Genomic DNA, 19,373 nt, shown 5'->3' with positions numbered 1-19,373 from the left:
TTCAATATGCCTCACGTTATCCGGCGGAGATCAATCGCTCTTCGCCTGCGACCTGATCCCGTTCCCGCATTTTGAGAAACGCGGCGATCGCGACTTCCACCTGGCTGTCGTCCGGTTCGCGGGTTGTGATTTTTTGCAGCCACAGCCCCGGGTAGCCCAAATAGCGGAGGACGGGTGTATCGCGCCATTTGTTGGTCCACTGCAGCACCTCGTACGACACCCCGATCACCAGAGGCAGGAGAACGATGCGCTGCACCACGCGATCCCACAGCGTTTCGTAGGTGAACAGCGAGTAGATGATGATCCCGACGATCACCGTGAAGATCAGAAAGCTGCTGCCGCAGCGGTAGTGCAGGGTGGAAAATTTTTGCACGTTCTCTACTGTCAATTCTACCCCGGATTCAAAGGCGTTAATCACCTTGTGTTCGGCTCCGTGGTATTGAAACAGACGCTTGATCAAGGGAGCCTGCGCGATGGCTGTGATGTAGCCGAGCAAGAGCAGGAGTTTGATCACGCCTTCCGCCAGATTTTGGGGAATCCCCGCCGGCACCCACTGCCCGAGCAAAAACTGGGCGAGAAAGACCGGCACCAGCGTGAAGACGAACTTGCCGAACAAGAACGAGAGTACGCCGACCACCGCCACGCCGAGCACCATTTGCAGCCTGGACGGGCCTTCGTACACGTCGTCGTCCGATTCCATGCTGTACCGTTCGGAGGCGAAGTTCAGATGTTTGGCTCCGTTTGCGCTGGCCTCGATCAAGCCGACGATCCCGCGGACAAAGGGGATTTTTTTCAAGGTGTTTGCCCATGTATATTCCGAGCGCGGAGCTTCGTAATACTCAATCTCCTGATTTTTCCTGCGGATGGCCGTGACGGTCACCCGTCTGCCGCCAAACATGACGCCTTCGATAACGGCCTGCCCGCCGTAACTGGGTACGTTTTGCTGCGCCAATCCTATCACCTTCCTTACCACATATTGTACCGGAAACGGACCGCGCAGGCTACAAGCAGTTCACCCGCTGCCTTTCAAATGTCAACAATTAGTGAAAACCGGGACCGCGGCACATACTACACCTGAGGTGATGCACATGGACGCAACCAAGACGCAAAAGGCGGAACAGCCGGGCGCGGCAGGCTTGTCGGCCGGGCAGCAGGGCGGGACAAAAGCGCTGCCGTTCGCCAAGATGGCGGAAGTCGCTTTCTGGGGTACGGTTCTGTGGGGGCTGGTCCGCGCGGCCGCCCATTATCTGAACTTCACACCATACGGCGTGGAAGCGTTCGCCCGGCCGATTCTCGGCACGGCGAGGGCAAACTCCTGGGCGGGCATCGGACTGGGGACGCTGGTGCTGTTTGTGGAGACGATCATGGCCGTCTTTCTGTATTCGCTTTTGTTCGGCAGGATCCGCTTGTGGTGGATCGGCTTGCTGTACGGCCTGATCCTGCTGGCCGTGGCGGGGTTTTTCTTTCGCATCGGCAATTGGAATCAAGCGACGCTCAGCACCGAACTGGCCTGGTACCTGTCGTTCGGCCTGTTTGTCGGGATGACGATCTCGCTGGAGCGGTCTGACAAAGCCTGACGCTGTTCAAGCCCTTCCTGTGTGTGGTAAAATATCTCTTTAGTAAAAATCTTTTTACAAAAGAGGAGTTCAACTGATTTTATATGGGGGAGGAATGGACGATGGTATCCGTCCTGCTGCTGAACGGCCCGAACCTCAACCTCTTGGGGAAGCGGGAACCTGACGTGTACGGAAGCGAGACACTGGACGACGTGCTGGCTCGGCTGGAAAAAGTGATGGAGGAATTGGGCGGCAGGCTGGAGCACTGCCAGTCCAACCATGAAGGCGTCTTGATCGACGCCATTCACCGGGCCAAAGGGGTGCACGACGGCATCGTGATCAATCCCGGCGCCTTCACCCATTACAGCTACGCGCTGCGGGACGCGCTGGCGGGGGTGGCGCTGCCGGCCATCGAGGTACATATCTCCAACGTGCACGCCCGCGAACCGTTCCGCCATCAGTCTGTCATCGCGCCGGTGGTGCTGGGACAGGTGGTCGGACTGGGAACGGACGGGTACGAATGGGCGCTGCGCGCACTGGTCCGCAAACTGACGCGGGGATAAGGGCACGGAAGAACGAAAAACGAAGGGGAGAGGGTCATGGACCAACGGCTTGAGAGACTTCGCGACGCCTTGTCGCAGCTCGGCGCGGATGCGCTGATTACGGAAAAGAAGGAAAACCGGTTTTATCTGAGCGGCTTTACCGGCTCCACCGGCTGGGTGATCGTGACGGAAAAAGAGGCATTCCTCGTCACCGACTTCCGCTACATCGAACAGGCGCAGGAGCAGGCGCCCCATTTTCGTGTCGTCAACAACGAACGCAAACCGGTGGAAGCGCTCGCCCGGGTGCTGAAGGAAGCGGGCGTAAAGCGGCTTGCCTTTGAAAGCAGCGTGTCGTTCGGCACCTATCAGGAATGGAGCAAGGCGTTTGACGGTGTCGAGCTTGTGCCGACCAGCGGCCTGATGGAAAAACTGCGCATGTACAAGGACGCTTCCGAACTGGCGATCATCCGCGAAGCGGTGCGCATCGCTGACGAGGCGTACCAGCACATTCAGGGCTATATCAAACCGGGCGTCCGCGAGGTGGACGTGGCTCTGGAGCTGGAGTTTTTCATGCGCAAACGGGGTGCGGAGGCCGCCGCGTTTGACATCATTGTGGCTTCCGGCGTGCGCGGGGCGCTGCCGCACGGGCGAGCCAGCGAAAAGGTCATCCAGGCGGGCGAAATGGTCACGCTGGACTTCGGTGCGGCCTACAAAGGGTACAACTCCGACATCACCCGCACCCTTTCCGTCGGGGAACCGGATCCCAAGCTGAAGGAGATTTACGACATCGTCCTGCGCGCCCAGATCGCCGGCGTGGAGGCCTTGAAACCGGGCGTGACAGGCAAAGAGGCGGATGCTGTTACGCGCGAGATCATCACTGCCGCCGGTTATGGAGACGCGTACGGACACAGCGCGGGTCACGGGCTCGGCGTGGAAGTTCACGAACTGCCCAACCTGTCCGCGGTGAGTCCCTTCGTGCTGGAGCCAGGCATGCTGGTCACGATGGAGCCGGGCATCTACATCAGCGGCCTTGGCGGGGTGCGCATCGAGGACGACGTGCTGATCACGGCGGACGGCCATGAGGTACTGACAACCTCGACGAAAGAGTTGCTCATTTTGCCCGTCTAATTTATACTAGTTGTGTTATTGATTGATTTTGGGAGGACTACCATGATCTCTGTGAACGACTTTCGTACTGGTTTGACCATCGAAGTGGATGGCAACATTTATCAGGTGATCGAATTCCAACACGTGAAGCCGGGGAAAGGGGCGGCGTTCGTCCGTTCCAAGCTGCGCAACCTGCGCAACGGCAACATCACGGAAATGACGTTCCGCGGAGGCGAAAAGGTGAACCCGGCCCGCATTGAAACGTCGACCATGCAGTATCTGTACAACAGCGGTGACGAGTACACCTTCATGAATACCGAGACGTACGAGCAGATCACGTTCACGCGTCAGCAAATTGAGCGCGAACTGAAATTCCTCAAGGAAAACATGAACGTACAGATCATGCAGTACAACGGTGAGACCATCGGTATTCAACTGCCGAACACGGTTGAACTGGTGGTGACCGAGTGCGAGCCGGGCGTAAAAGGCGACACCGCGTCCAACGTGACGAAAAAGGCGACGCTGGAAACCGGCTTCGTGGTCAACGTGCCGCTGTTCGTCGAAGAAGGCGACAAGCTGATCATCGACACGCGCACGGAACAATACGTTTCCCGCGCGTAAACGCGCATACACGCAGGCGAGGCTGTACCCGAACAGGGTACAGCCTTTTTGCGGTGCGCCCGGCATGGGCGGTAGCTATAGGGTGAAAGTCCCGAACGGGGGTTGGCTGTACCAACCGTTAGCCTAAGGCAAGGGTGTCCGCCGCGAGGCGGAATCTGAAGGAAGCCGGCGGCAAAGTCCCGACCTGAGGTACACGAACCCGATTTGAGGCTGTTGTACTTGGGCGAGCCTGCCGCACAAGGTGAAGCCCCATACAGCCAAAGGGTACAACAGTAAATTGGGCAGGTACATGGGACGAAGGCTACCGCTCTTACCCGGGGAGGTCTGCATGGTACGCCTACTATCGTTGGCAACCGCCTCCGTGAGGGGGCGTTGAACATGCAGAAGTCAGCAGAGGCCATAGTACCCCAATCGGGGACGCCTGAGGGGGAAGGGCCGAACATCAAGTCAGCATATGTCCCAACCTCTTTCGATACGGTGTGTCGAAGCAGAATTCAGAACTGGAACTTCCTCTGGAGAGTAGGGGTGAAGCCCCGAGGGTACAGAGAAGGGCTGAGCATCGTACGGCAAGCTTGGCGACATGTGCGCGGAGGAAGGAGTATCGTTATGGATCTGCTGGAGAAGGTTCTGTCTCGGGACAACCTCACGGCCGCCCTCAAACGAGTGGAAGCCAACAAAGGCGCTGCGGGAGTCGACGGTGTTTCAACTGAACAACTGCGCGACTACCTTCGCCTGCACTGGGCGACCATCCGGTCGCAAATCGAGACGGAAACCTACAAACCGACTCCTGTTCGCAGGGTCGAAATCCCGAAACCTGACGGGGGAATACGGTTGCTAGGCATCCCTACCGTGGTAGATCGCTTCATCCAGCAGGCCATCCTGCAGGTATTGACTCCCATCTTTGACCCAGAATTCTCCGATTCAAGCCTCGGATTCCGCCCGGGTCGCCGCGCTCACAATGCTGTGCAGAGAGCGCAACAGTACATCAAGGAAGGATTCCGGTATGTGGTCGACATCGACCTGGAGAAGTTCTTCGACCGGGTCAACCATGACATCCTGATGAGCCGGGTAGCCCGCAAGGTGAAGGACAAGCGTCTCCTTAAACTAATCCGCGCTTACCTGCAATCCGGAGTTATGGTCAACGGAGTGTGCGTCTCAACGGAAGAGGGTACACCGCAAGGTGGCCCCCTGAGTCCGTTGTTGGCCAACATTCTGCTGGACGACTTGGACAAGGAACTGGAAAGGAGGGGACACCGTTTCTGCCGCTATGCGGACGACTGCAACATCTATGTCCGCACCAAACGCGCGGGGGAACGGGTAAAGGCGAGCGTGGAGCGATACTTGACCAGGGTGCTCAAACTCAAGATAAACCAACAGAAAAGTGCGGTAGATCGGCCGTGCAATCGAAAGTTCCTCGGCTTTAGCTTTGCTCCGGGAAAAGAGGCACGGATACGCCTGCATCCCAAATCGATCATCCGGTTAAAAGAACGAATTCGCCAACTGACCAACCCGCATTGGAGCATCCCTATACAGGAGCGAATTCAAAAACTCAACCAATACCTCATGGGATGGATCGGATATTTTGCGTTGGCTGAGGCGAAAACCCACCTCCTGCGGATTGAGGAATGGATTCGCCGAAGGCTCCGTCTCTGCCTGTGGACGCAATGGAAACGAATCCGTACGCGATACCGCGAACTTCGTTCCCTCGGTCTTCCCCACAGCAAAGCACTGGAGATTGCAAATACCCGCAAGGGTGCATGGCGAACAACCAAATCTCCGCACATTCACAAAGCCCTTGGTATTACCTACTGGCAACAACAAGGGCTCATGAGTTTGGTGCAGCGATATTTCGCACTTCGTCAAGCTTGATGAACCGCCGTATACCGGACGGTATGTACGGTGGTGTGAGAGGACGGGGGTTAGTCGCCCCCTCCTACTCGATCTGTCGAAGACATGGGCCTGATACACCTGTCACCGTACCGCCGTGCCATCTGCCCCGAGACGATCCGCCCGAACCAAAATAGCGGACGGCTACGACCGTCCGCCAAACCACTCCCACAGCTTGAGAACGAATGCAGTGATGCCCGCCGCCATCAGGGGACCGACAGGGATGCCGCGCAAAAAGACGATGCCGAAAATGGAGCCGATCACCAGGCCGACGATGATGTGCGGCTCGGCGCGCAAAAGGTCGAGGCCCTTGCCGTTCATCCACGTGGCGACGGCGCCGCCCGCCAAGGCGAGCAGGCCCATCACCGTCGTAAACAGCGGCGTCACGTCCCGCCAGGAAATCTTTTCGCTGGCGAACGGCACCAGCACGGAGATGGTCAAAAACAGCAGGCCCAGTTCCAGCCCGCGCCGTTCGACGGTGGGAAAAAATCGCTCCAGCGCGGTCAGTTTCAGCACCAGCAGGATGCTGGCGGCCGTGGCGATAATCGGCGAACGTCCGAGCAACCCAATCACGATCAGGATGACAAGCATCACTTCTCCTGGCATCATCGGCATCAAAACCCCTGTCCCTGTTCTGCTTACACTTTATGAGACAAGGTGGGGGAGTATGCGTCGATCCTTCACCACCGGAACCAGCCGGTAGCGGTCGATCTGGGAGCAGAAGCGGAGGTCCTCCTCGCAGTGGTGCTGGATCAGCCGTTTGCCTGTGGTGGTGCGGGCCATCACCTCATCCAGCCGGCCGCATACGTACAGATAGCCCGCTTTCAGCGCCTCCCCCAGGTCACACACCTGGATGTGGGGGCGCATTTGTTGTGCCGTGTGGATCATCAGGCCGGCCGCCAGTCCGTCCTCCAGGGCGAACTCGGAGCGGGTGCCGGCACAGTACAGGGTGATGTCCAGATTGTGCGACAGGGCGTACTGGATACAGGAGGTGGCGTTTAAAAAACAGCCGATGACAAGAACCTGGGCCCGCTCGGCTTTTTGAATCGCACGGGTGCCGTTGGTCGTGGTGAGAATCAGCTGTCGTCCGGCGTGGGGCTGTCGGGACAGCTCGGTCGGCGAATTGCTGCAGTCGAAATCGGCGATCTTGCGGCAGTGCCGTTCGCCGGCAAGAACGCTGCCAGCCGAGCGCAGCGCGTGGGCCTGGCCGATCGTCTCCACCGGGACGACCGCATGAAATCCGCTGCCCAAAGCGGTAACGATCGTGCTGGAGGCACGCAGCACGTCGATCACCACGACCACGCGGTTGCTGATTTGATCAAAACGAATCTCCTCCACGGTCGGCACCACCGCTATTCGCATGGAGCGGTCCTCCTCCCCTCCAGAAAGCCCGCCGTATCCGCCCGCAGCCCCCGGCGCAGGGTCTCCACGGCGAGAATGTCCGTATAGGCGACGTTTCCCAGATTGACGTCACACCCCAGGGCGCGGATCAAGGCCACCTGCTGTTCCTTGTGCGGCGCTTCCCAGATCAGCCGCCCGGCATGGTCGCCGGCCGCCTGGGCGATCTCCTGCAAAAACGCGTGATCCACCATGCCCTTGCCGTCAAACACGCCGACCGTTCCGCTCTCCCGCGCCTCCACGATCACGTAGCTGGCTCCCGCGCGCACATCCTGTTCCAGCGTGCGCAGCAGATCGTCGCGTTCAGCCCGGAAATGGGCCGCTTTTTTGCCAAACTCCGTGTATACCGTCAACCCCGCGTCTGCCGCAGCGGCGATTGCCCGCCGGCGCATGTCGGCGGAGAGCGGGAAGGTTCCGTCGGAAATCTCCACCGCGTTGAAACCGAGGTCGAGCAGCCGGGCCATGTACGTCTCCGGCGGCGAATGCCGGATGGCGATTTCAAACAGCGTGCCGCCCGGCATGATGTGCAGGTCCAGTGCCTTGGCGAGCGCCACTTTTTGGTACAGGACGCCGGCGGGATAGAGCGTCGAGGTGCCAAACCCCAGTTTGTAAATGTCGATATGCGGCGCGGCCAGTTCCATCAGGTCATGAAAGGTGTTCAGCCCAAGCCCTTTGTCGATGACCATGGTCAATCCGCGGGAGCGCGGCTTGGTTTGCCGCTCGCCGAACGGATCAGCCCAGCTCGCGGGCCAGAATGGGATGTCGCTGTCTAGCATTGGCGTTTTCCTCATTTCTTCTAGGCGTTTGCTTCAGTGTATGTAGGCGGACGAAAAGGAGTGAGCCGACCGCCCATAGGCGATTGCCCAGCCAAAGGTGTGATGAAACCGGCGGGGACGGGCATAGAGTGAGAACGAGGAGGGAGGACGAGGCTGGATGTGGGAAAAAGCGATACTCGGGATGGCTGCGCTCAGGATGATGTCCGGAACGCTTGAACTGTTGGCGGCCCTGCTGATCTTGAAGGTGAACCAGGTGGAAAAGGCCCTGCTGATCAACTCCAGTCTGGCAATCGTCGGACCGCTGGTGATGCTGACGACCACGACCGTCGGGTTGATCGGCATGTCGGACCGGATCAGTTTTGCCAAAATCGCCTGGATCTTCCTCGGCGTCGTCTGCATCTTCATCGGCGTGCGCAGGTAAGCGGACACGGCTGCAGATTGGATTGGTAACCGGACCGTCTTTCGGGAACAATAGGGCAAGCACCGGTAAGGAGGGAACCCCATCATGTTGGAAGCGTTGGAAAACCGCATCGCCTATCTGCGCGGACTGGCGGACGGACTGGACGTTCAGGAGCACAGCCGCGAGGGGAAGATTCTCGCGGAGATGATCGAGCTGGTGGACGACATCTACGGTGCGTTCCGCGAACTGCACGCCCGCGTGGAAGAAGCGGAGCGCTACGCGGAGGCCATCGACGAAGACCTGGAAGACGTGGAGCTGTACCTGTTCGGCGACGATGAGAACCTGTACGAAACCGTAGGGGACTGCGCCGCGGAAGAGCGGGAAGCGTACGAGGCGTTCGCCGATCTCGACGACGATGAGGACGCCTATCTGTACGAGACAGGGGGGCGGGATCACGTGACGTCGTCGCACGCCATTGAGTGTCCCTCTTGCCGGGAGGTCCTCTTTTTTCACGAAGGCGTGGACGACGAGGGGTACCACCACTACATCGTCGAGCCGTACCTCGACGAAGCGGAGTACGAGCCGATCAACCCGACATGAGAACAGCGATCCCGGCAGACATGCGGGCCCCACGGCCGGATTTCCGGCCAGCCAGGCTTGTCATGTCTGCGCGCGCACGCACGTCTGCCGCTCGGCGCTTGCCCCGCGGCAGGCGTTTTTTCTTGGCATAAAACTCGTCCATGGCCGCATAGGATGGAGGTAAGTCAAAGTGGACAAAGGCTGGCGCCACCCGCCGGCCGCAAAAGGAGGGGACGATTGTGAAGGAGATCATGGCGATTTTGCCGGCGTCCGTCCGCAGCATTCTGACAGCGTTGCCCTCCGCCGTCAGAGAGCATCTGGAGGAGATACGCCTGCGGCAAAATCAGCCGATGGAAATACGTTACGGACAGCAGTCCAGCTATGTGACGCCTTCCGGACAGCTAACCGCCAACGCCAGACAGGGGTGGATCTTTTCGGAGGAGCAGTCGGTCAAGCTGCTCAACCAGGTGAGCCATCACTCTCTTTACGCGCTCGAGGAAGAGCTGAAGCGGGGATACATCACCGTCGTTGGCGGCCATCGCATCGGCATCGCCGGCAAAGTGGTGCTGGAGAAGGGAGAAGTGAAAGGCATCCGCGACGTCACCAGCTTCAACATCCGCATCGCCCGCGAGAAAAAAGGGGCGGCGCACAGCGTGCTCCCGTTTCTGTTCGAGAATGGCCGTGTGCACAATACCCTGATCATTTCTCCGCCGCAGTGCGGCAAAACGACGCTGCTGCGCGACATCGCCCGCTCCCTGAGCTACGGCAGCGAATGGTCGTCCAGCCGAAAAGTCGGCATTGTGGACGAGCGTTCCGAACTGGCCGGCTGCCTCAACGGCGTGCCGCAGCGGGACGTCGGACCGCGCACCGACGTGCTGGATGCTTGTCCCAAAGCGGTCGGGATGATGATGCTGATCCGCTCCATGTCGCCCGATGTGCTGATCGTCGACGAAATCGGCCGGACGGAAGACGGGGAGGCGGTGTGGGAGGCAATCCACGCCGGGGTAGCCGTCATCTGCACCGCCCACGGCGCCGACGTCAGCGAAGTGGCTCAGCGCCCGACGCTGGGCAGGTTGATCCAGTACGGCGCGTTTTCCCGCTACATCGTGCTCAGCAGGGCAAACGGCGTGGGGACGGTCGAAGCGGTCTACGACGGCGGCCTGACTCGTGTGGAAAGGGAGAAAATCGCATGGTTAAGCTGATCGGCGCCGTGTTGATCCTGTTCTCCGCTTCCATGGTAGGCTGGCAGATCGGCCGCTATTACGCGTTTCGTCCCGTGCAGCTTCGCGCCCTGCTGGTCGCCCTGCAGATGCTGGAGACGGAAATCGTGTACGGTCTGACCCCCCTGCACCGTGCCTTCGTCAAGATCGGTCATCGCGTACCGGCGGAGGTGGGCCGCCTGTTTTTGACCGCGGCCGAGCTGTTGATCACCGAGCGGGCCCAGACGGCGGAAGAAGCCCTCCAGCAGGCGATCGGCGCACACTGGCCGCAGACAGCGCTGCGCAGGCAGGAACGCGAGGTGTTGAGCAGCCTGGGGCAGGTTCTCGGCTCGTCCGACCGGGAAGACCAGCAGAAACATTTGCTCCTCGCCGTCACCCACCTGCGCGGACTGGAAGAAGAGGCGCGCGCAGAGCAAGGGCGATACGAAAAGATGTACAAAAGCCTCGGCTTCCTGTGCGGCCTGCTGGTCGTCATCCTGATGTTCTAAAGGCGAGGTGTTCACAGTGGATTTTGATTTGACACCTGTTTTTCAGATCGGGGCGGTTGGGTTTATCACGGCCATTCTGCATACGGTGCTGAAGCAGGCGGGCAAGGAAGACATCGCGCACTGGGCGACGCTGGTGGGGTTTATCATCGTGCTGTACATGGTGGCCCACTTTATTGGCGACCTGTTTACCGAGGTAAAACGCGTCTTCCTGTTCAACTGAGGAGGGAAGGCAGGATGGAAATCGTGCAGATCGTCGGGCTGGGCCTGGTGGCCACGATACTCGCGCTGGTCATCAAGGAGCAGAAGCCGATGTTCGCCTTTCTTCTGGCGCTTGCCAGCGGCGTGTTCATCTTCTACTTTCTCATCGGCAAGATCGCCGAAGTGATCCGCATTCTCGAGCGATTGGCCGTGCAGGCCGATCTGAATCTCGTCTTTCTGGAAACGATCCTCAAAATCATCGGAATTGCCTACATCGCCGAATTTGGCGCCCAAATGACGCGGGATGCCGGCCAGGGGGCGATCGCTTCCAAGATCGAGCTGGCGGGCAAAGTGCTGATTCTGGTCATGGCCGTCCCCATCATTCAAATCATCATCGAAACCGTGATGAACCTGCTGCCGGCGTGAGGGAGAGGAGGGATGCGCGTGGCGCGTGCAGGCTGGTCGGTCATCCTTCTGTGGCTGCTGGTGGTGCTGCCGGCCGTTACCGTATCGGCTTCACCCGCTCCCGCCGCCCAGACCGTCAACGATTTGGTCAAGGATCAAGTGGACGGCCTGCAGATGGATCGCGTGGAGCAGTTCTGGCGGCAGCTCCAGCACGAGTACAAGGGCTACCTGCCCGACGTGAAAGCCCCCGGCTTCGTCCAACTGCTGATGCAGCAGGGGGAGCTCAGCATCACCGGGTTTCTCAAGGGCATGGCCAAATTCTTCTTTCACGAGATTCTGATGAACGGCAAACTGCTCAGTTCGATCATCATCATCACCGTGTTCGCGATGATTCTGGAAACGATGCAAAACGCGTTTGAGCGGAACACGGTCACCATCGTCGCCTACTCCATCGCCTATCTGGTGCTGATGGTGCTGGCCATCAACAGCTTTCACGTGGCCATCACGTACGCCAAGGACGCGATCACGGACATGTCCGACTTCATGCTGGCGATGATCCCGCTGGTGCTTGCCCTGCTCGCCTCCGTGGGCAACCTGGCGTCGGCGACGATGTTTCATCCGCTGATTATCTTCATGATCAACACCAGCGGGCTGCTCATCTCCACCATCATTTTCCCGCTGCTGTTTCTCTCCGCCATGCTGTCCATCGCCAGCCTGTTTTCGGAGCGGTACCAGGTGACGCAGTTGGCGGCGCTGCTGCGGAATATCGCGATGGGGGCGCTGGGCTCGTTTCTGACGATGTTCCTCGCCGTCATCTCCATCCAGGGGGCGACATCGGCGGTGGCGGACGGCGTGACGCTGCGGACGGCCAAGTACCTCACCGGCAACTTTATCCCCATCGTGGGACGGATGTTTTCCGATGCCGCCGACACCGTGCTGAACGCTTCGCTCCTGGTGAAAAACGCGGTCGGGCTGGCGGGCGTGCTGATCCTCGTCATCCTGTGCGCGTTTCCGGCCCTCAAGATTCTGGTGCTGGCCTTGATCTACAACCTCTCGTCGGCGGTGCTGCAGCCGCTTGGCAACAGCCCGATCATCAGCGCGCTCGGGACGATCGGCAAAAACCTCCTGTTCGTCTTTGCCGCGCTGGCAACGGTGGGACTGATGTTTTTCCTCGCCATTACCATCATCATCGCGGCCGGCAACATCTCCATGATGGTTCGGTAGGTGAAGCGAATGACATGGCTGACCTTGTGGCTGAAAAAAATCATCCTGCTCGTGCTGCTCGCCGCCTTTCTTGACCTGGTCCTGCCCAATACCAGCCTGCAGCGGTACGTCAAAATGGTGATGGGGTTGCTTCTCTTGCTGACGATCATTTCGCCCGTCTTTTCCCTGTTCAATCTCTCGCAGGAAGAGCTGGCGCTCCGACTTGACCGCTATCAGGAAGAGATGGACCGCCCCGCCGATGCCGAGTGGAAGCGCATCGTCGACAAGCTGGCGGGAGCGCGCGACAAGCAGGTGCAGGCGTACGTGCAAAAGCAGGTGGAGGGGGCGGTCCGCGCCCGCGTAAAAGAGGCGTACGGACTGGAGCTGGCCGCCGTGAACGTGACGCTGGATCAAAACACCGAACAGCCGGGCCTGCGCCGCATCGAACTGGTCGTGGGAGAGGAGAAGGAGACGTCTTTCGGGGCGATCAGGCCGATTGAGCCGGTTCAGCCGGTGCACATCGACCTGAGCGGGCCGCCGTCCACCTCCAGCCCGGCGGAGGTGCCGGCGGCGGGGCAGCGGGACGATCCCCTGTACGGACGGATTGCCCGCGACGTCGCCCAGCAGTGGGGATTGGCGGAGGAGCAGGTGGTCGTCCTGTCCGGCCGGCCGGTTGAACAGCGCTGAAGGAGTTATCGCTAAAGCGAGGTGAAGGACGTGTTTGCCAAGCTGAAAAAGCTGTGGGAGGGGGACGGCGGCGGCAAAAAGCTGAAGCCGATCCATTACTTCATCGTCATCCTGGGCATCGGCGTGGCGGTGATGATTCTGACCGACTTCCTGAAAGTGGAGCGGGATCAGCCGCTCAGCTTCGGAATCGAGGGCAGAGAGCCGACCGGTCCGCCGGACGGTGAAGCGACCGTGCCGGCCATTGGAGGATCGTCCGCTCCCGACATCATCGCCGATTATGAAAACATGTACGAGACCCAACTGCGGGAAATCCTCGGCAATGTGATCGGCGTCGGCGACGTCGAGGTCATGGTCAACCTGGATTCCACCCCGGAGCTGGTCGTGGAGAAAAACCGCAACACACGTTCTTCCACCAATCAGGAGACGGACAAGGAACGGGCTACCCGCAACCAGAGCGAACAATCGCGCGACGAGCAGGTGGTCGTCGTCAGCGGGAAGCAGGATCAGCCGGTTGTGATCAAGACGCTGAAGCCCCGGGTGAGGGGCGTGCTGGTCGTCGCCAAGGGAGCCGACAACATTCAGGTCAAGGCGTGGATCACCGAGGCCGTCCAAAAAGTGCTGGACGTCCCCGCTTACAAGATATCCATATTGCCCAAAAAGGGTTAGGAGGAATGGCAGATGATGCTCAGAAAACAGACGGTATGGTTGTTGACGATGCTGGCGGTGATGGTTGTCCTGTCCGGCTACTACCTGGTGAAGGGACCGCAGGAGCAGGTGCCGGCACTGGGCCAGGAGCAGCAGGCTCCCCAGCAGCAGGACCCGCTGGCCGGCGTGGTCGTGGAGAGCAAGCAGACGGACAAACCGGCGCCGGACGCCGCACCCGTGGAAGGGAAACCCGACGCGTCGGCCGATTCGTCCCAAACGCCGGCCGCTTCGCCGGATGCCGCGCCGCAGGCTGCCGGCAAGAAGGATGAAGGCAGCGTGCAGATGACGGTGGGCGAGACGGCGGCCGAGATCTTCCAAGGCTACAAGATGAAACGGGAAGCGCAGACCCAGCAGCAAAAAGACGAACAACTGGCGATCATGAGCAGCGCCGATGCCACGCCGCAGGCGGTTGCCGAAGCGAAAGCGAAGTACGACGAGCTGTCTAAGATCGAAACAGCCACGATGGGGCTGGAAGAGATGCTGAAGGCGAGCGGCTACAAAGACGCGGTCGTCTTCGTTCAGGACGGCAAGGTGACGGTGATCGTCCAAAAAGACAAACTGAACGCCGATGAAGCCGTTGACATCATCGCCCAGGTGAAGCAGCACCTGAACGTCTCCGCCAGCAACGTGACGGTCAGGTTCCAGGCGTCGTAAGCGTGCGGGCTGTCCGCCCGATTCACGGTCCCATCCTGTTTTCTTCCATACTAAAGGGCGTCCAAAACGGGTATGCTGGTAAGGATTTTCCCTCTTCTCCGGCGGGAGCGGAGGGGAAATCCTTTCTTGACGTTGGGGATGGTGACAGGCTACCATGGGTTTATGACCTGATCCTACATACTCTTGTAATGCTCCCTGGACATCCATCGAAACAAAGGAGTGCGTACGCGTGTTGAAAATTCATGAAATCCGCGAAATCATCAAGTTGATTGATCAATCTTCCATTAACGAATTCGAACTGGAAATGAACGGGACCAAAGTGACCCTGAAAAAATCTGTAGCGGCCGAGACGGTCGTGATTCCGCAGCCGGTCGTGCAGGCTCCCGCCGCTGTACCGGCGGCTCCGGTGGCGGCAGTGGAAGCGCCGGCAGCGCCCGCGCCTGTGGAAGCAGCCAAACCGGCGGCACCGGCACAGGAAGAGGCCAACCTGCACAAGATCGTGTCGCCGATGGTCGGCACCTTCTACCGCGCGTCCGAGCCGGGCAAACCGCCGTACGTGCAGCCGGGCGACAAGGTCACGCCGGACAAGGTGGTCTGTATCGTAGAGGCGATGAAGCTGTTCAACGAAATCACGGCGGAAGTGACCGGGGAAATCGTGAAGGTGCTGGTCGAAGACGGACAGTTGGTGGAATTCGGTCAACCGCTGTTCCTGGTGAAGCCTGAATAAAGTGGAGGAGAGCGGAATGTTCCAGAAAGTGTTGATTGCCAACCGCGGCGAGATTGCCGTGCGGGTCATCCGCGCCTGCCGCGAGTTGGGCATTCGGACGGTTGCCGTCTACTCCGAAGCGGACCGCGACGCGCTTCACGTCAAGATGGCCGATGAAGCGTACTGCATCGGACCGACGGCGTCCAAAGACAGTTACCTCAACATTGCCAACATCATGAGCGTGGCGACCAAGGTGGGCGTCGACGCGATTCATCCGGGGTACGGCTTCCTGGCCGAAAACTCCGACTTCGCCGAAATCTGCACCGCCTGCAACATCACCTTTATCGGCCCGGAACCGGAAGCAATCGTAAAGATGGGGGACAAGTCCACCGCCAAGGAGACGATGAAAGCGGCGGGCGTGCCCACCGTTCCCGGAACGGACGGCCTGATCGAGGATATCGCCGACGCCATCCGTACCGCGAACGACATCGGCTATCCGGTGATGGTCAAGGCGACGGCGGGCGGAGGCGGCCGCGGGATGCGCGTCGCCGTCAACGACGAGGACCTGGAAAAAGCGATCCGCCAGGCGCAAAGCGAAGCGAAAACGGCGTTCGGCAATCCGGGCGTCTACCTGGAGAAGTTCGTGGAAGGACCGCGCCACGTGGAAATTCAGATCATGGCCGACAAGTACGGCAACGTCGTCTACCTGGGCGAGCGCGACTGTTCCATCCAGCGGCGCCATCAGAAGCTGATCGAAGAAGCGCCGTCCCCCGCCCTCAGCGAGGAACTGCGCAAGCGGATGGGGGAAGCCGCCGTCGCTGCCGCCAAGGCGGTCAACTACCACGGTGCCGGCACGGTCGAGTTTTTGCTGGATAAATACGGACAGTTTTACTTTATGGAAATGAACACCCGCATCCAGGTGGAGCATCCGGTGACGGAGCTGGTGACCGGCATCGACCTGATCAAGGAGCAGATCCTGGTTGCCGCCGGCCAACCGCTGTCGTTCTCCCAGGACGACGTCAAGCTGAACGGCTGGGCGATCGAGTGCCGCATCAATGCGGAGAATCCGGCCAGAAACTTCATGCCGTCGCCGGGACGCATCACCAACTACCTGGCGCCGGGCGGTTTCGGCGTGCGCGTCGACAGCGCCGCCTACGCCGGTTACACCATCCCGCCGTATTACGATTCGATGATCGCCAAGCTGATCGTCTGGGGCAAGGACAGACAGGAGGCGATCGAGCGGATGAAGCGGGCGCTGGGAGAATTCGTCGTCGAAGGCATCACCACCACCATCCCGTTCCACTTGAAGGTGATGGATCACGAGGTGTTCATCAGCGGTGAATTTGACACCAAATTCCTGGACACCTATGACCTTCACCTGGATGAAGCCTGAACTTGGCTTGATTTGTAAAATGGGTGGGTGCTTGCTATAATGGAGTACAAAACCGCAGGGAGGTGCGAAGCATGGAAGAGTTTACTCCGGATCTAGAGAGAACAGAGCTTGGCAAAGTCCAGATCGCTCCCGAAGTCTTGGAAGTCATCGCCGGCATGGCCGCCTCGGAAGTGGAGGGCGTGGCCCATATGAGCGGCGGTTTCGTAGGCGAGATTGCCGAACGGCTCGGCCGTAAAAATATTGCTCGCGGCGTTCGCGTCGAAGTGGGATCCCGCGAAGCGGCAGTTGACGTATCGATCATTGTGAAATACGGACACCGCATCCCGGATGTCGCTCGAAATATTCAAGATAATGTGCGCAATGCAATCGAGAGCATGACAGGGCTGTCGGTTGTGGAAGTAAACGTACATATCGTCGATGTAGAGCTGAAGAGCGAAGAAAAAGCCCCGGCCGCCGTAGAAGAGTACCAGCGGGTTCGCTAGACGGCAGCGGAACGAATGCCCCCTGCTAGCCAGGGGGCATTTTCCTCATCATTGCCGTGATGGCCCTCCTGTTCAAACAAGGCGAAAGGAAGATGCATGTGAATTTGTTTGACCGCTTTATCTTGACGCTGTACAGCTTTGCCCTGATTGTCCTGTCCTGCGTTGCCATCGGGGCGACCAGCGGCCTGATCCCCGCTGACTATCTGCGTCCCTATGCGGAACAAATGCTGACCGGCAGCCATCCGGCGTATCTGATCGTCGCCATAATCTTTCTGATCGTCAGCCTGCGTTTCTTTTTCAGTTCGTTCCGCTCCCGCCAACCGAAAAGGGAACGGGGCATCCGGCAGCGCAGCGACCTGGGGGAAGTGAACATCACCCTGCAGACGATCCAGACGATCGCCGAGCGGGCGGCGCGGCGCGTGAAAGGCGTTCGCGATCTGAAAACGGTGGTCAGGGCCCACGAGAGCGGGAACATGATCACGCTGCGCGTCTCTGTGGACGGAGAAACCCCGCTGCCGGAATTGACCCAGCAGCTGCAGGCCGTTGTCAAGGAGCAGGTGGAAGGCATCGCCGGCGTAATGATTTCCGAAGTGGCCGTCGTCGTCACCGAAGTGGCTCAGTCTGAGATCTACGCGGCCCGCAGACGGGTGGAATAGAGGGTGAACGGCATGTTATGGGAGTTGTTGTGGGAGCACAAGGGGAAACTACTGGGTGTGGCGGCCGGTCTTTTTTTCGGCATCATCTACCTTTTTGTCGGTTTTTGGGATACACTGGTGTTTGTCGTGTTTGTCGGAACAGGGTATTACATCGGCCGCAAGCTGGACCAGAAGGAAGATTTGCGGGAAATCCTGGATCGCATCCTGCCCGGCAAGTTTCGTTGATGGTCAGCGGACCATCGGTTTCGAACGGATTCTGAGTAGAAGGTGAACGCGATGAAACGTAGAACAGCACGAGAAAAAGCAGTCCAATGCCTGTTCCAGATCGACATGGCGGACGTGCAGGTGGAAGACGCACTGAACCTCGTCATGGAAGACAGCGAGGAAGATCCGTCGTACCTGCGTTACCTGGTGGAAGGCACCTTGAAGCACCAGCAGGAGGTGGATGCGGAAATCCGCAAGTTCCTGCGCGGATGGCAGTTGGAGCGCATCGCCAATGTGGACCGGGCCATTCTCCGCCTGGCCTTTTTCGAAATCATGTATGAACCGGACGTTCCGGACAAGGTCGTGATGAACGAAGCGATCGAGATCGCCAAATTGTTCAGTGACGAGCAGTCGCACCGTTACATCAACGGCGTGTTGTCCAGCTTTTTGCAGTCGCGCCAGACCGCCCAGGCGTAAACAAGCAGGTGAGACAGCATGACGAAGGTATTGTTGGGAATTGATACGAGCAACTACCGGACATCGCTGTGCTTGGCAGAGGAAGACGGCCGGATTGCGGCAGAAGCGAAGCGCCTTCTCAAGGTGAAGGAAGGAAAGCGCGGCCTGCAGCAATCGGAAGCCGTCTTTCAGCATGTGATGAACCTGCCGGAGCTGAGCGAGCAGTTGAAGTGGAACGACTACAAGATCGTCGCGGTCTGTGCCAGCGAAAAGCCGCGTCCCGTGGACCGTTCGTACATGCCCGTGTTCAAGGTGGGCGAAGGACTGGCCAAGTCTCTGGCCGCCTACCTGCGGGTTCCCTGCCTCCTGACGACGCACCAGGAAGGGCACATTGCGGCAGGCGAGTTCACCGCGGAAAAACGGCCCCAGGGCGACCGCTTTCTCGCCGTTCACCTGTCCGGCGGGACGAGCGAGCTGTTGAAGTGCGAACGGGAGGCGGCCGGCTACCGCATCGAGAAGGTGGGCGGGACGATCGACCTCCACGCCGGACAGTTGGTGGACCGGATCGGGGTGGCGTTGGGACTGCCGTTTCCGGCGGGTCCCTCCCTGGAGAAGCTGGCACGCGAAGCGGCGGGAGATTTCCGCGTGGCGTCCGCGGTCGACGGCATGTCGTTCAGTTTCTCCGGACCGGAGGCGTCGCTGCTGCGGGCGGTGGAAAGCGGGGCGGCCGCTCCGGCGGATATCGCCAGGGCGACGGAACAGTGCATCGCCAACACGCTGGAAAAGGCGCTGCGCCATGCCGTGGAAGCGGGGCTGCCCCGGGAGATTCTGATCGTCGGAGGCGTCGCCGCCAACCGGTACATCCGGGAGCGTCTGATCAAACGGCTGGAGCACCCGGCCGTGAAGGCCACTCTCTATTTTTGCGACCCGGAGTACTCGGGGGACAATGCATACGGCGTGGCAATGCTGGGGTGGATGAAGCTAAAGGCGAACATTAAGTAGAAATTAACTTTTTAAAATTCGCCTTTACACGAACTCCTTGAGTCGCTA

At 59.5% G+C, this 19,373-nt stretch carries 26 protein-coding genes; 22 read left to right on the top strand and 4 right to left on the bottom strand.

From position 1 onward, the window contains the following. Positions 1-16: 16 nt before the first annotated feature. Positions 17-952 (bottom strand): DUF1385 domain-containing protein, encoded by a 936-nt coding sequence (locus tag A6764_RS13800; protein ID WP_065066219.1) that lies wholly within the window; start codon positions 950-952, stop codon positions 17-19. A gap of 136 nt (positions 953-1,088) precedes the next feature. On the opposite strand from A6764_RS13800, the gene A6764_RS13795 reads away from it, so the two are divergent. The 5 genes from A6764_RS13795 (at position 1,089) to ltrA (ending at position 5,695) form a co-directional block, all read left to right on the top strand. Then, entirely contained in the window at positions 1,089-1,577 is a 489-nt protein-coding gene (locus A6764_RS13795; RefSeq protein ID WP_082059712.1) for a YqhR family membrane protein, read from the top strand. 101 nt (positions 1,578-1,678) lie between these two features. Beyond that, positions 1,679-2,119: a type II 3-dehydroquinate dehydratase gene (gene aroQ / locus A6764_RS13790; protein WP_035297963.1), complete on the top strand. Its 441-nt coding sequence runs from the start codon at positions 1,679-1,681 to the stop codon at positions 2,117-2,119. A 36-nt stretch (positions 2,120-2,155) separates the two neighbouring features. Continuing rightward, positions 2,156-3,226, top strand: a complete 1,071-nt coding sequence (locus tag A6764_RS13785) for a M24 family metallopeptidase (RefSeq protein ID WP_044900279.1) — start codon at positions 2,156-2,158, stop codon at positions 3,224-3,226. 42 nt (positions 3,227-3,268) lie between these two features. Continuing rightward, positions 3,269-3,826, top strand: a complete 558-nt coding sequence (gene efp / locus A6764_RS13780; protein WP_029099452.1) for an elongation factor P — start codon at positions 3,269-3,271, stop codon at positions 3,824-3,826. Between the two features lie 606 nt (positions 3,827-4,432). Further along, positions 4,433-5,695: a group II intron reverse transcriptase/maturase gene (ltrA, locus tag A6764_RS13775; protein WP_065068426.1), complete on the top strand. Its 1,263-nt coding sequence runs from the start codon at positions 4,433-4,435 to the stop codon at positions 5,693-5,695. A gap of 162 nt (positions 5,696-5,857) precedes the next feature. Here ltrA and A6764_RS13770 read toward each other — a convergent pair whose 3' ends face one another. The 3 genes from A6764_RS13770 to A6764_RS13760 are packed head-to-tail and all read right to left on the bottom strand — an operon-like array spanning position 5,858 to position 7,887. Next, the gene (locus A6764_RS13770; protein WP_029099453.1) at positions 5,858-6,322 is read right to left on the bottom strand and encodes a DUF441 domain-containing protein; all 465 of its coding nucleotides are present in this window, start codon (positions 6,320-6,322) and stop codon (positions 5,858-5,860) included. Positions 6,323-6,358: 36 nt separating this feature from the next. Next, complete coding sequence (locus A6764_RS13765) at positions 6,359-7,075, bottom strand: 2-phosphosulfolactate phosphatase (protein WP_035297960.1); 717 nt, start codon at positions 7,073-7,075, stop codon at positions 6,359-6,361. Then, a complete protein-coding gene (locus A6764_RS13760; RefSeq protein ID WP_044900281.1) occupies positions 7,066-7,887 on the bottom strand; it encodes a phosphosulfolactate synthase in 822 nt (273 codons plus the stop codon). The genes A6764_RS13765 and A6764_RS13760 overlap by 10 nt, the downstream gene beginning before the upstream one ends. A 157-nt stretch (positions 7,888-8,044) precedes the next feature. Here A6764_RS13760 and A6764_RS13755 point away from each other — a divergent pair, with 157 nt between their 5' ends. The 17 genes from A6764_RS13755 to A6764_RS13675 all read left to right on the top strand — a co-directional run bounded on the left by A6764_RS13755 (position 8,045) and on the right by A6764_RS13675 (position 19,325). Beyond that, positions 8,045-8,308, top strand: coding sequence for a YqhV family protein (locus A6764_RS13755; RefSeq protein WP_029099456.1), 264 nt, complete (start codon positions 8,045-8,047; stop codon positions 8,306-8,308). A gap of 84 nt (positions 8,309-8,392) precedes the next feature. Then, entirely contained in the window at positions 8,393-8,887 is a 495-nt protein-coding gene (locus A6764_RS13750; RefSeq protein WP_035297954.1) for a CD1247 N-terminal domain-containing protein, read from the top strand. Positions 8,888-9,105: 218 nt separating this feature from the next. Beyond that, the gene (spoIIIAA, locus tag A6764_RS13745; RefSeq protein WP_029099458.1) at positions 9,106-10,068 is read left to right on the top strand and encodes a stage III sporulation protein AA; all 963 of its coding nucleotides are present in this window, start codon (positions 9,106-9,108) and stop codon (positions 10,066-10,068) included. Then, positions 10,056-10,574 (top strand): stage III sporulation protein SpoIIIAB, encoded by a 519-nt coding sequence (gene spoIIIAB, locus A6764_RS13740; protein WP_065066220.1) that lies wholly within the window; start codon positions 10,056-10,058, stop codon positions 10,572-10,574. The genes spoIIIAA and spoIIIAB overlap by 13 nt, the downstream gene beginning before the upstream one ends. A gap of 16 nt (positions 10,575-10,590) precedes the next feature. Beyond that, the gene (gene spoIIIAC / locus A6764_RS13735) at positions 10,591-10,794 is read left to right on the top strand and encodes a stage III sporulation protein AC (protein ID WP_029099460.1); all 204 of its coding nucleotides are present in this window, start codon (positions 10,591-10,593) and stop codon (positions 10,792-10,794) included. 14 nt (positions 10,795-10,808) lie between these two features. Further along, on the top strand, positions 10,809-11,198 hold the full coding sequence (spoIIIAD, locus tag A6764_RS13730; RefSeq protein ID WP_065066221.1) for a stage III sporulation protein AD: 390 nt from the start codon (positions 10,809-10,811) through the stop codon (positions 11,196-11,198). Between the two features lie 12 nt (positions 11,199-11,210). Continuing rightward, positions 11,211-12,401, top strand: coding sequence for a stage III sporulation protein AE (gene spoIIIAE / locus A6764_RS13725; RefSeq protein ID WP_065066222.1), 1,191 nt, complete (start codon positions 11,211-11,213; stop codon positions 12,399-12,401). Positions 12,402-12,410: 9 nt separating this feature from the next. Beyond that, entirely contained in the window at positions 12,411-13,067 is a 657-nt protein-coding gene (spoIIIAF, locus tag A6764_RS13720) for a stage III sporulation protein AF (RefSeq protein ID WP_264622256.1), read from the top strand. A 30-nt stretch (positions 13,068-13,097) separates the two neighbouring features. Next, positions 13,098-13,733, top strand: coding sequence for a stage III sporulation protein AG (spoIIIAG, locus tag A6764_RS13715; protein WP_065068425.1), 636 nt, complete (start codon positions 13,098-13,100; stop codon positions 13,731-13,733). Between the two features lie 12 nt (positions 13,734-13,745). Then, complete coding sequence (locus A6764_RS13710) at positions 13,746-14,426, top strand: SpoIIIAH-like family protein (RefSeq protein ID WP_065068424.1); 681 nt, start codon at positions 13,746-13,748, stop codon at positions 14,424-14,426. Between the two features lie 232 nt (positions 14,427-14,658). Continuing rightward, positions 14,659-15,153 carry an acetyl-CoA carboxylase biotin carboxyl carrier protein gene (gene accB, locus A6764_RS13705; protein ID WP_029099466.1) on the top strand — a complete coding sequence of 165 codons (495 nt, stop codon included), beginning with the start codon at positions 14,659-14,661 and terminating at the stop codon, positions 15,151-15,153. Positions 15,154-15,169: 16 nt separating this feature from the next. Then, complete coding sequence (gene accC, locus A6764_RS13700; protein ID WP_029099467.1) at positions 15,170-16,525, top strand: acetyl-CoA carboxylase biotin carboxylase subunit; 1,356 nt, start codon at positions 15,170-15,172, stop codon at positions 16,523-16,525. Positions 16,526-16,596: 71 nt separating this feature from the next. Further along, positions 16,597-17,007 (top strand): Asp23/Gls24 family envelope stress response protein, encoded by a 411-nt coding sequence (locus A6764_RS13695; protein WP_029099468.1) that lies wholly within the window; start codon positions 16,597-16,599, stop codon positions 17,005-17,007. A 92-nt stretch (positions 17,008-17,099) separates the two neighbouring features. After that, positions 17,100-17,663, top strand: a complete 564-nt coding sequence (gene amaP, locus A6764_RS13690; protein WP_176703206.1) for an alkaline shock response membrane anchor protein AmaP — start codon at positions 17,100-17,102, stop codon at positions 17,661-17,663. A gap of 12 nt (positions 17,664-17,675) precedes the next feature. Beyond that, positions 17,676-17,888, top strand: a complete 213-nt coding sequence (locus tag A6764_RS13685) for a DUF2273 domain-containing protein (RefSeq protein ID WP_029099470.1) — start codon at positions 17,676-17,678, stop codon at positions 17,886-17,888. Positions 17,889-17,939: 51 nt separating this feature from the next. Further along, positions 17,940-18,344: a transcription antitermination factor NusB gene (nusB, locus tag A6764_RS13680; protein WP_035297949.1), complete on the top strand. Its 405-nt coding sequence runs from the start codon at positions 17,940-17,942 to the stop codon at positions 18,342-18,344. An 18-nt stretch (positions 18,345-18,362) separates the two neighbouring features. Beyond that, positions 18,363-19,325: a tRNA (adenosine(37)-N6)-threonylcarbamoyltransferase complex transferase subunit TsaD gene (locus A6764_RS13675; RefSeq protein WP_065066225.1), complete on the top strand. Its 963-nt coding sequence runs from the start codon at positions 18,363-18,365 to the stop codon at positions 19,323-19,325. Positions 19,326-19,373: the final 48 nt, after the last annotated feature.

Origin of the sequence: Brevibacillus sp. WF146, assembly GCF_001673705.2 — a bacterium.
GTDB classification, from domain to species: Bacteria; Bacillota; Bacilli; order Brevibacillales; family Brevibacillaceae; genus Brevibacillus; species Brevibacillus thermoruber.
The sequence above is the reverse complement of the archived record's forward strand: the minus strand, read 5'-3'. Positions and strand labels throughout refer to the sequence as shown.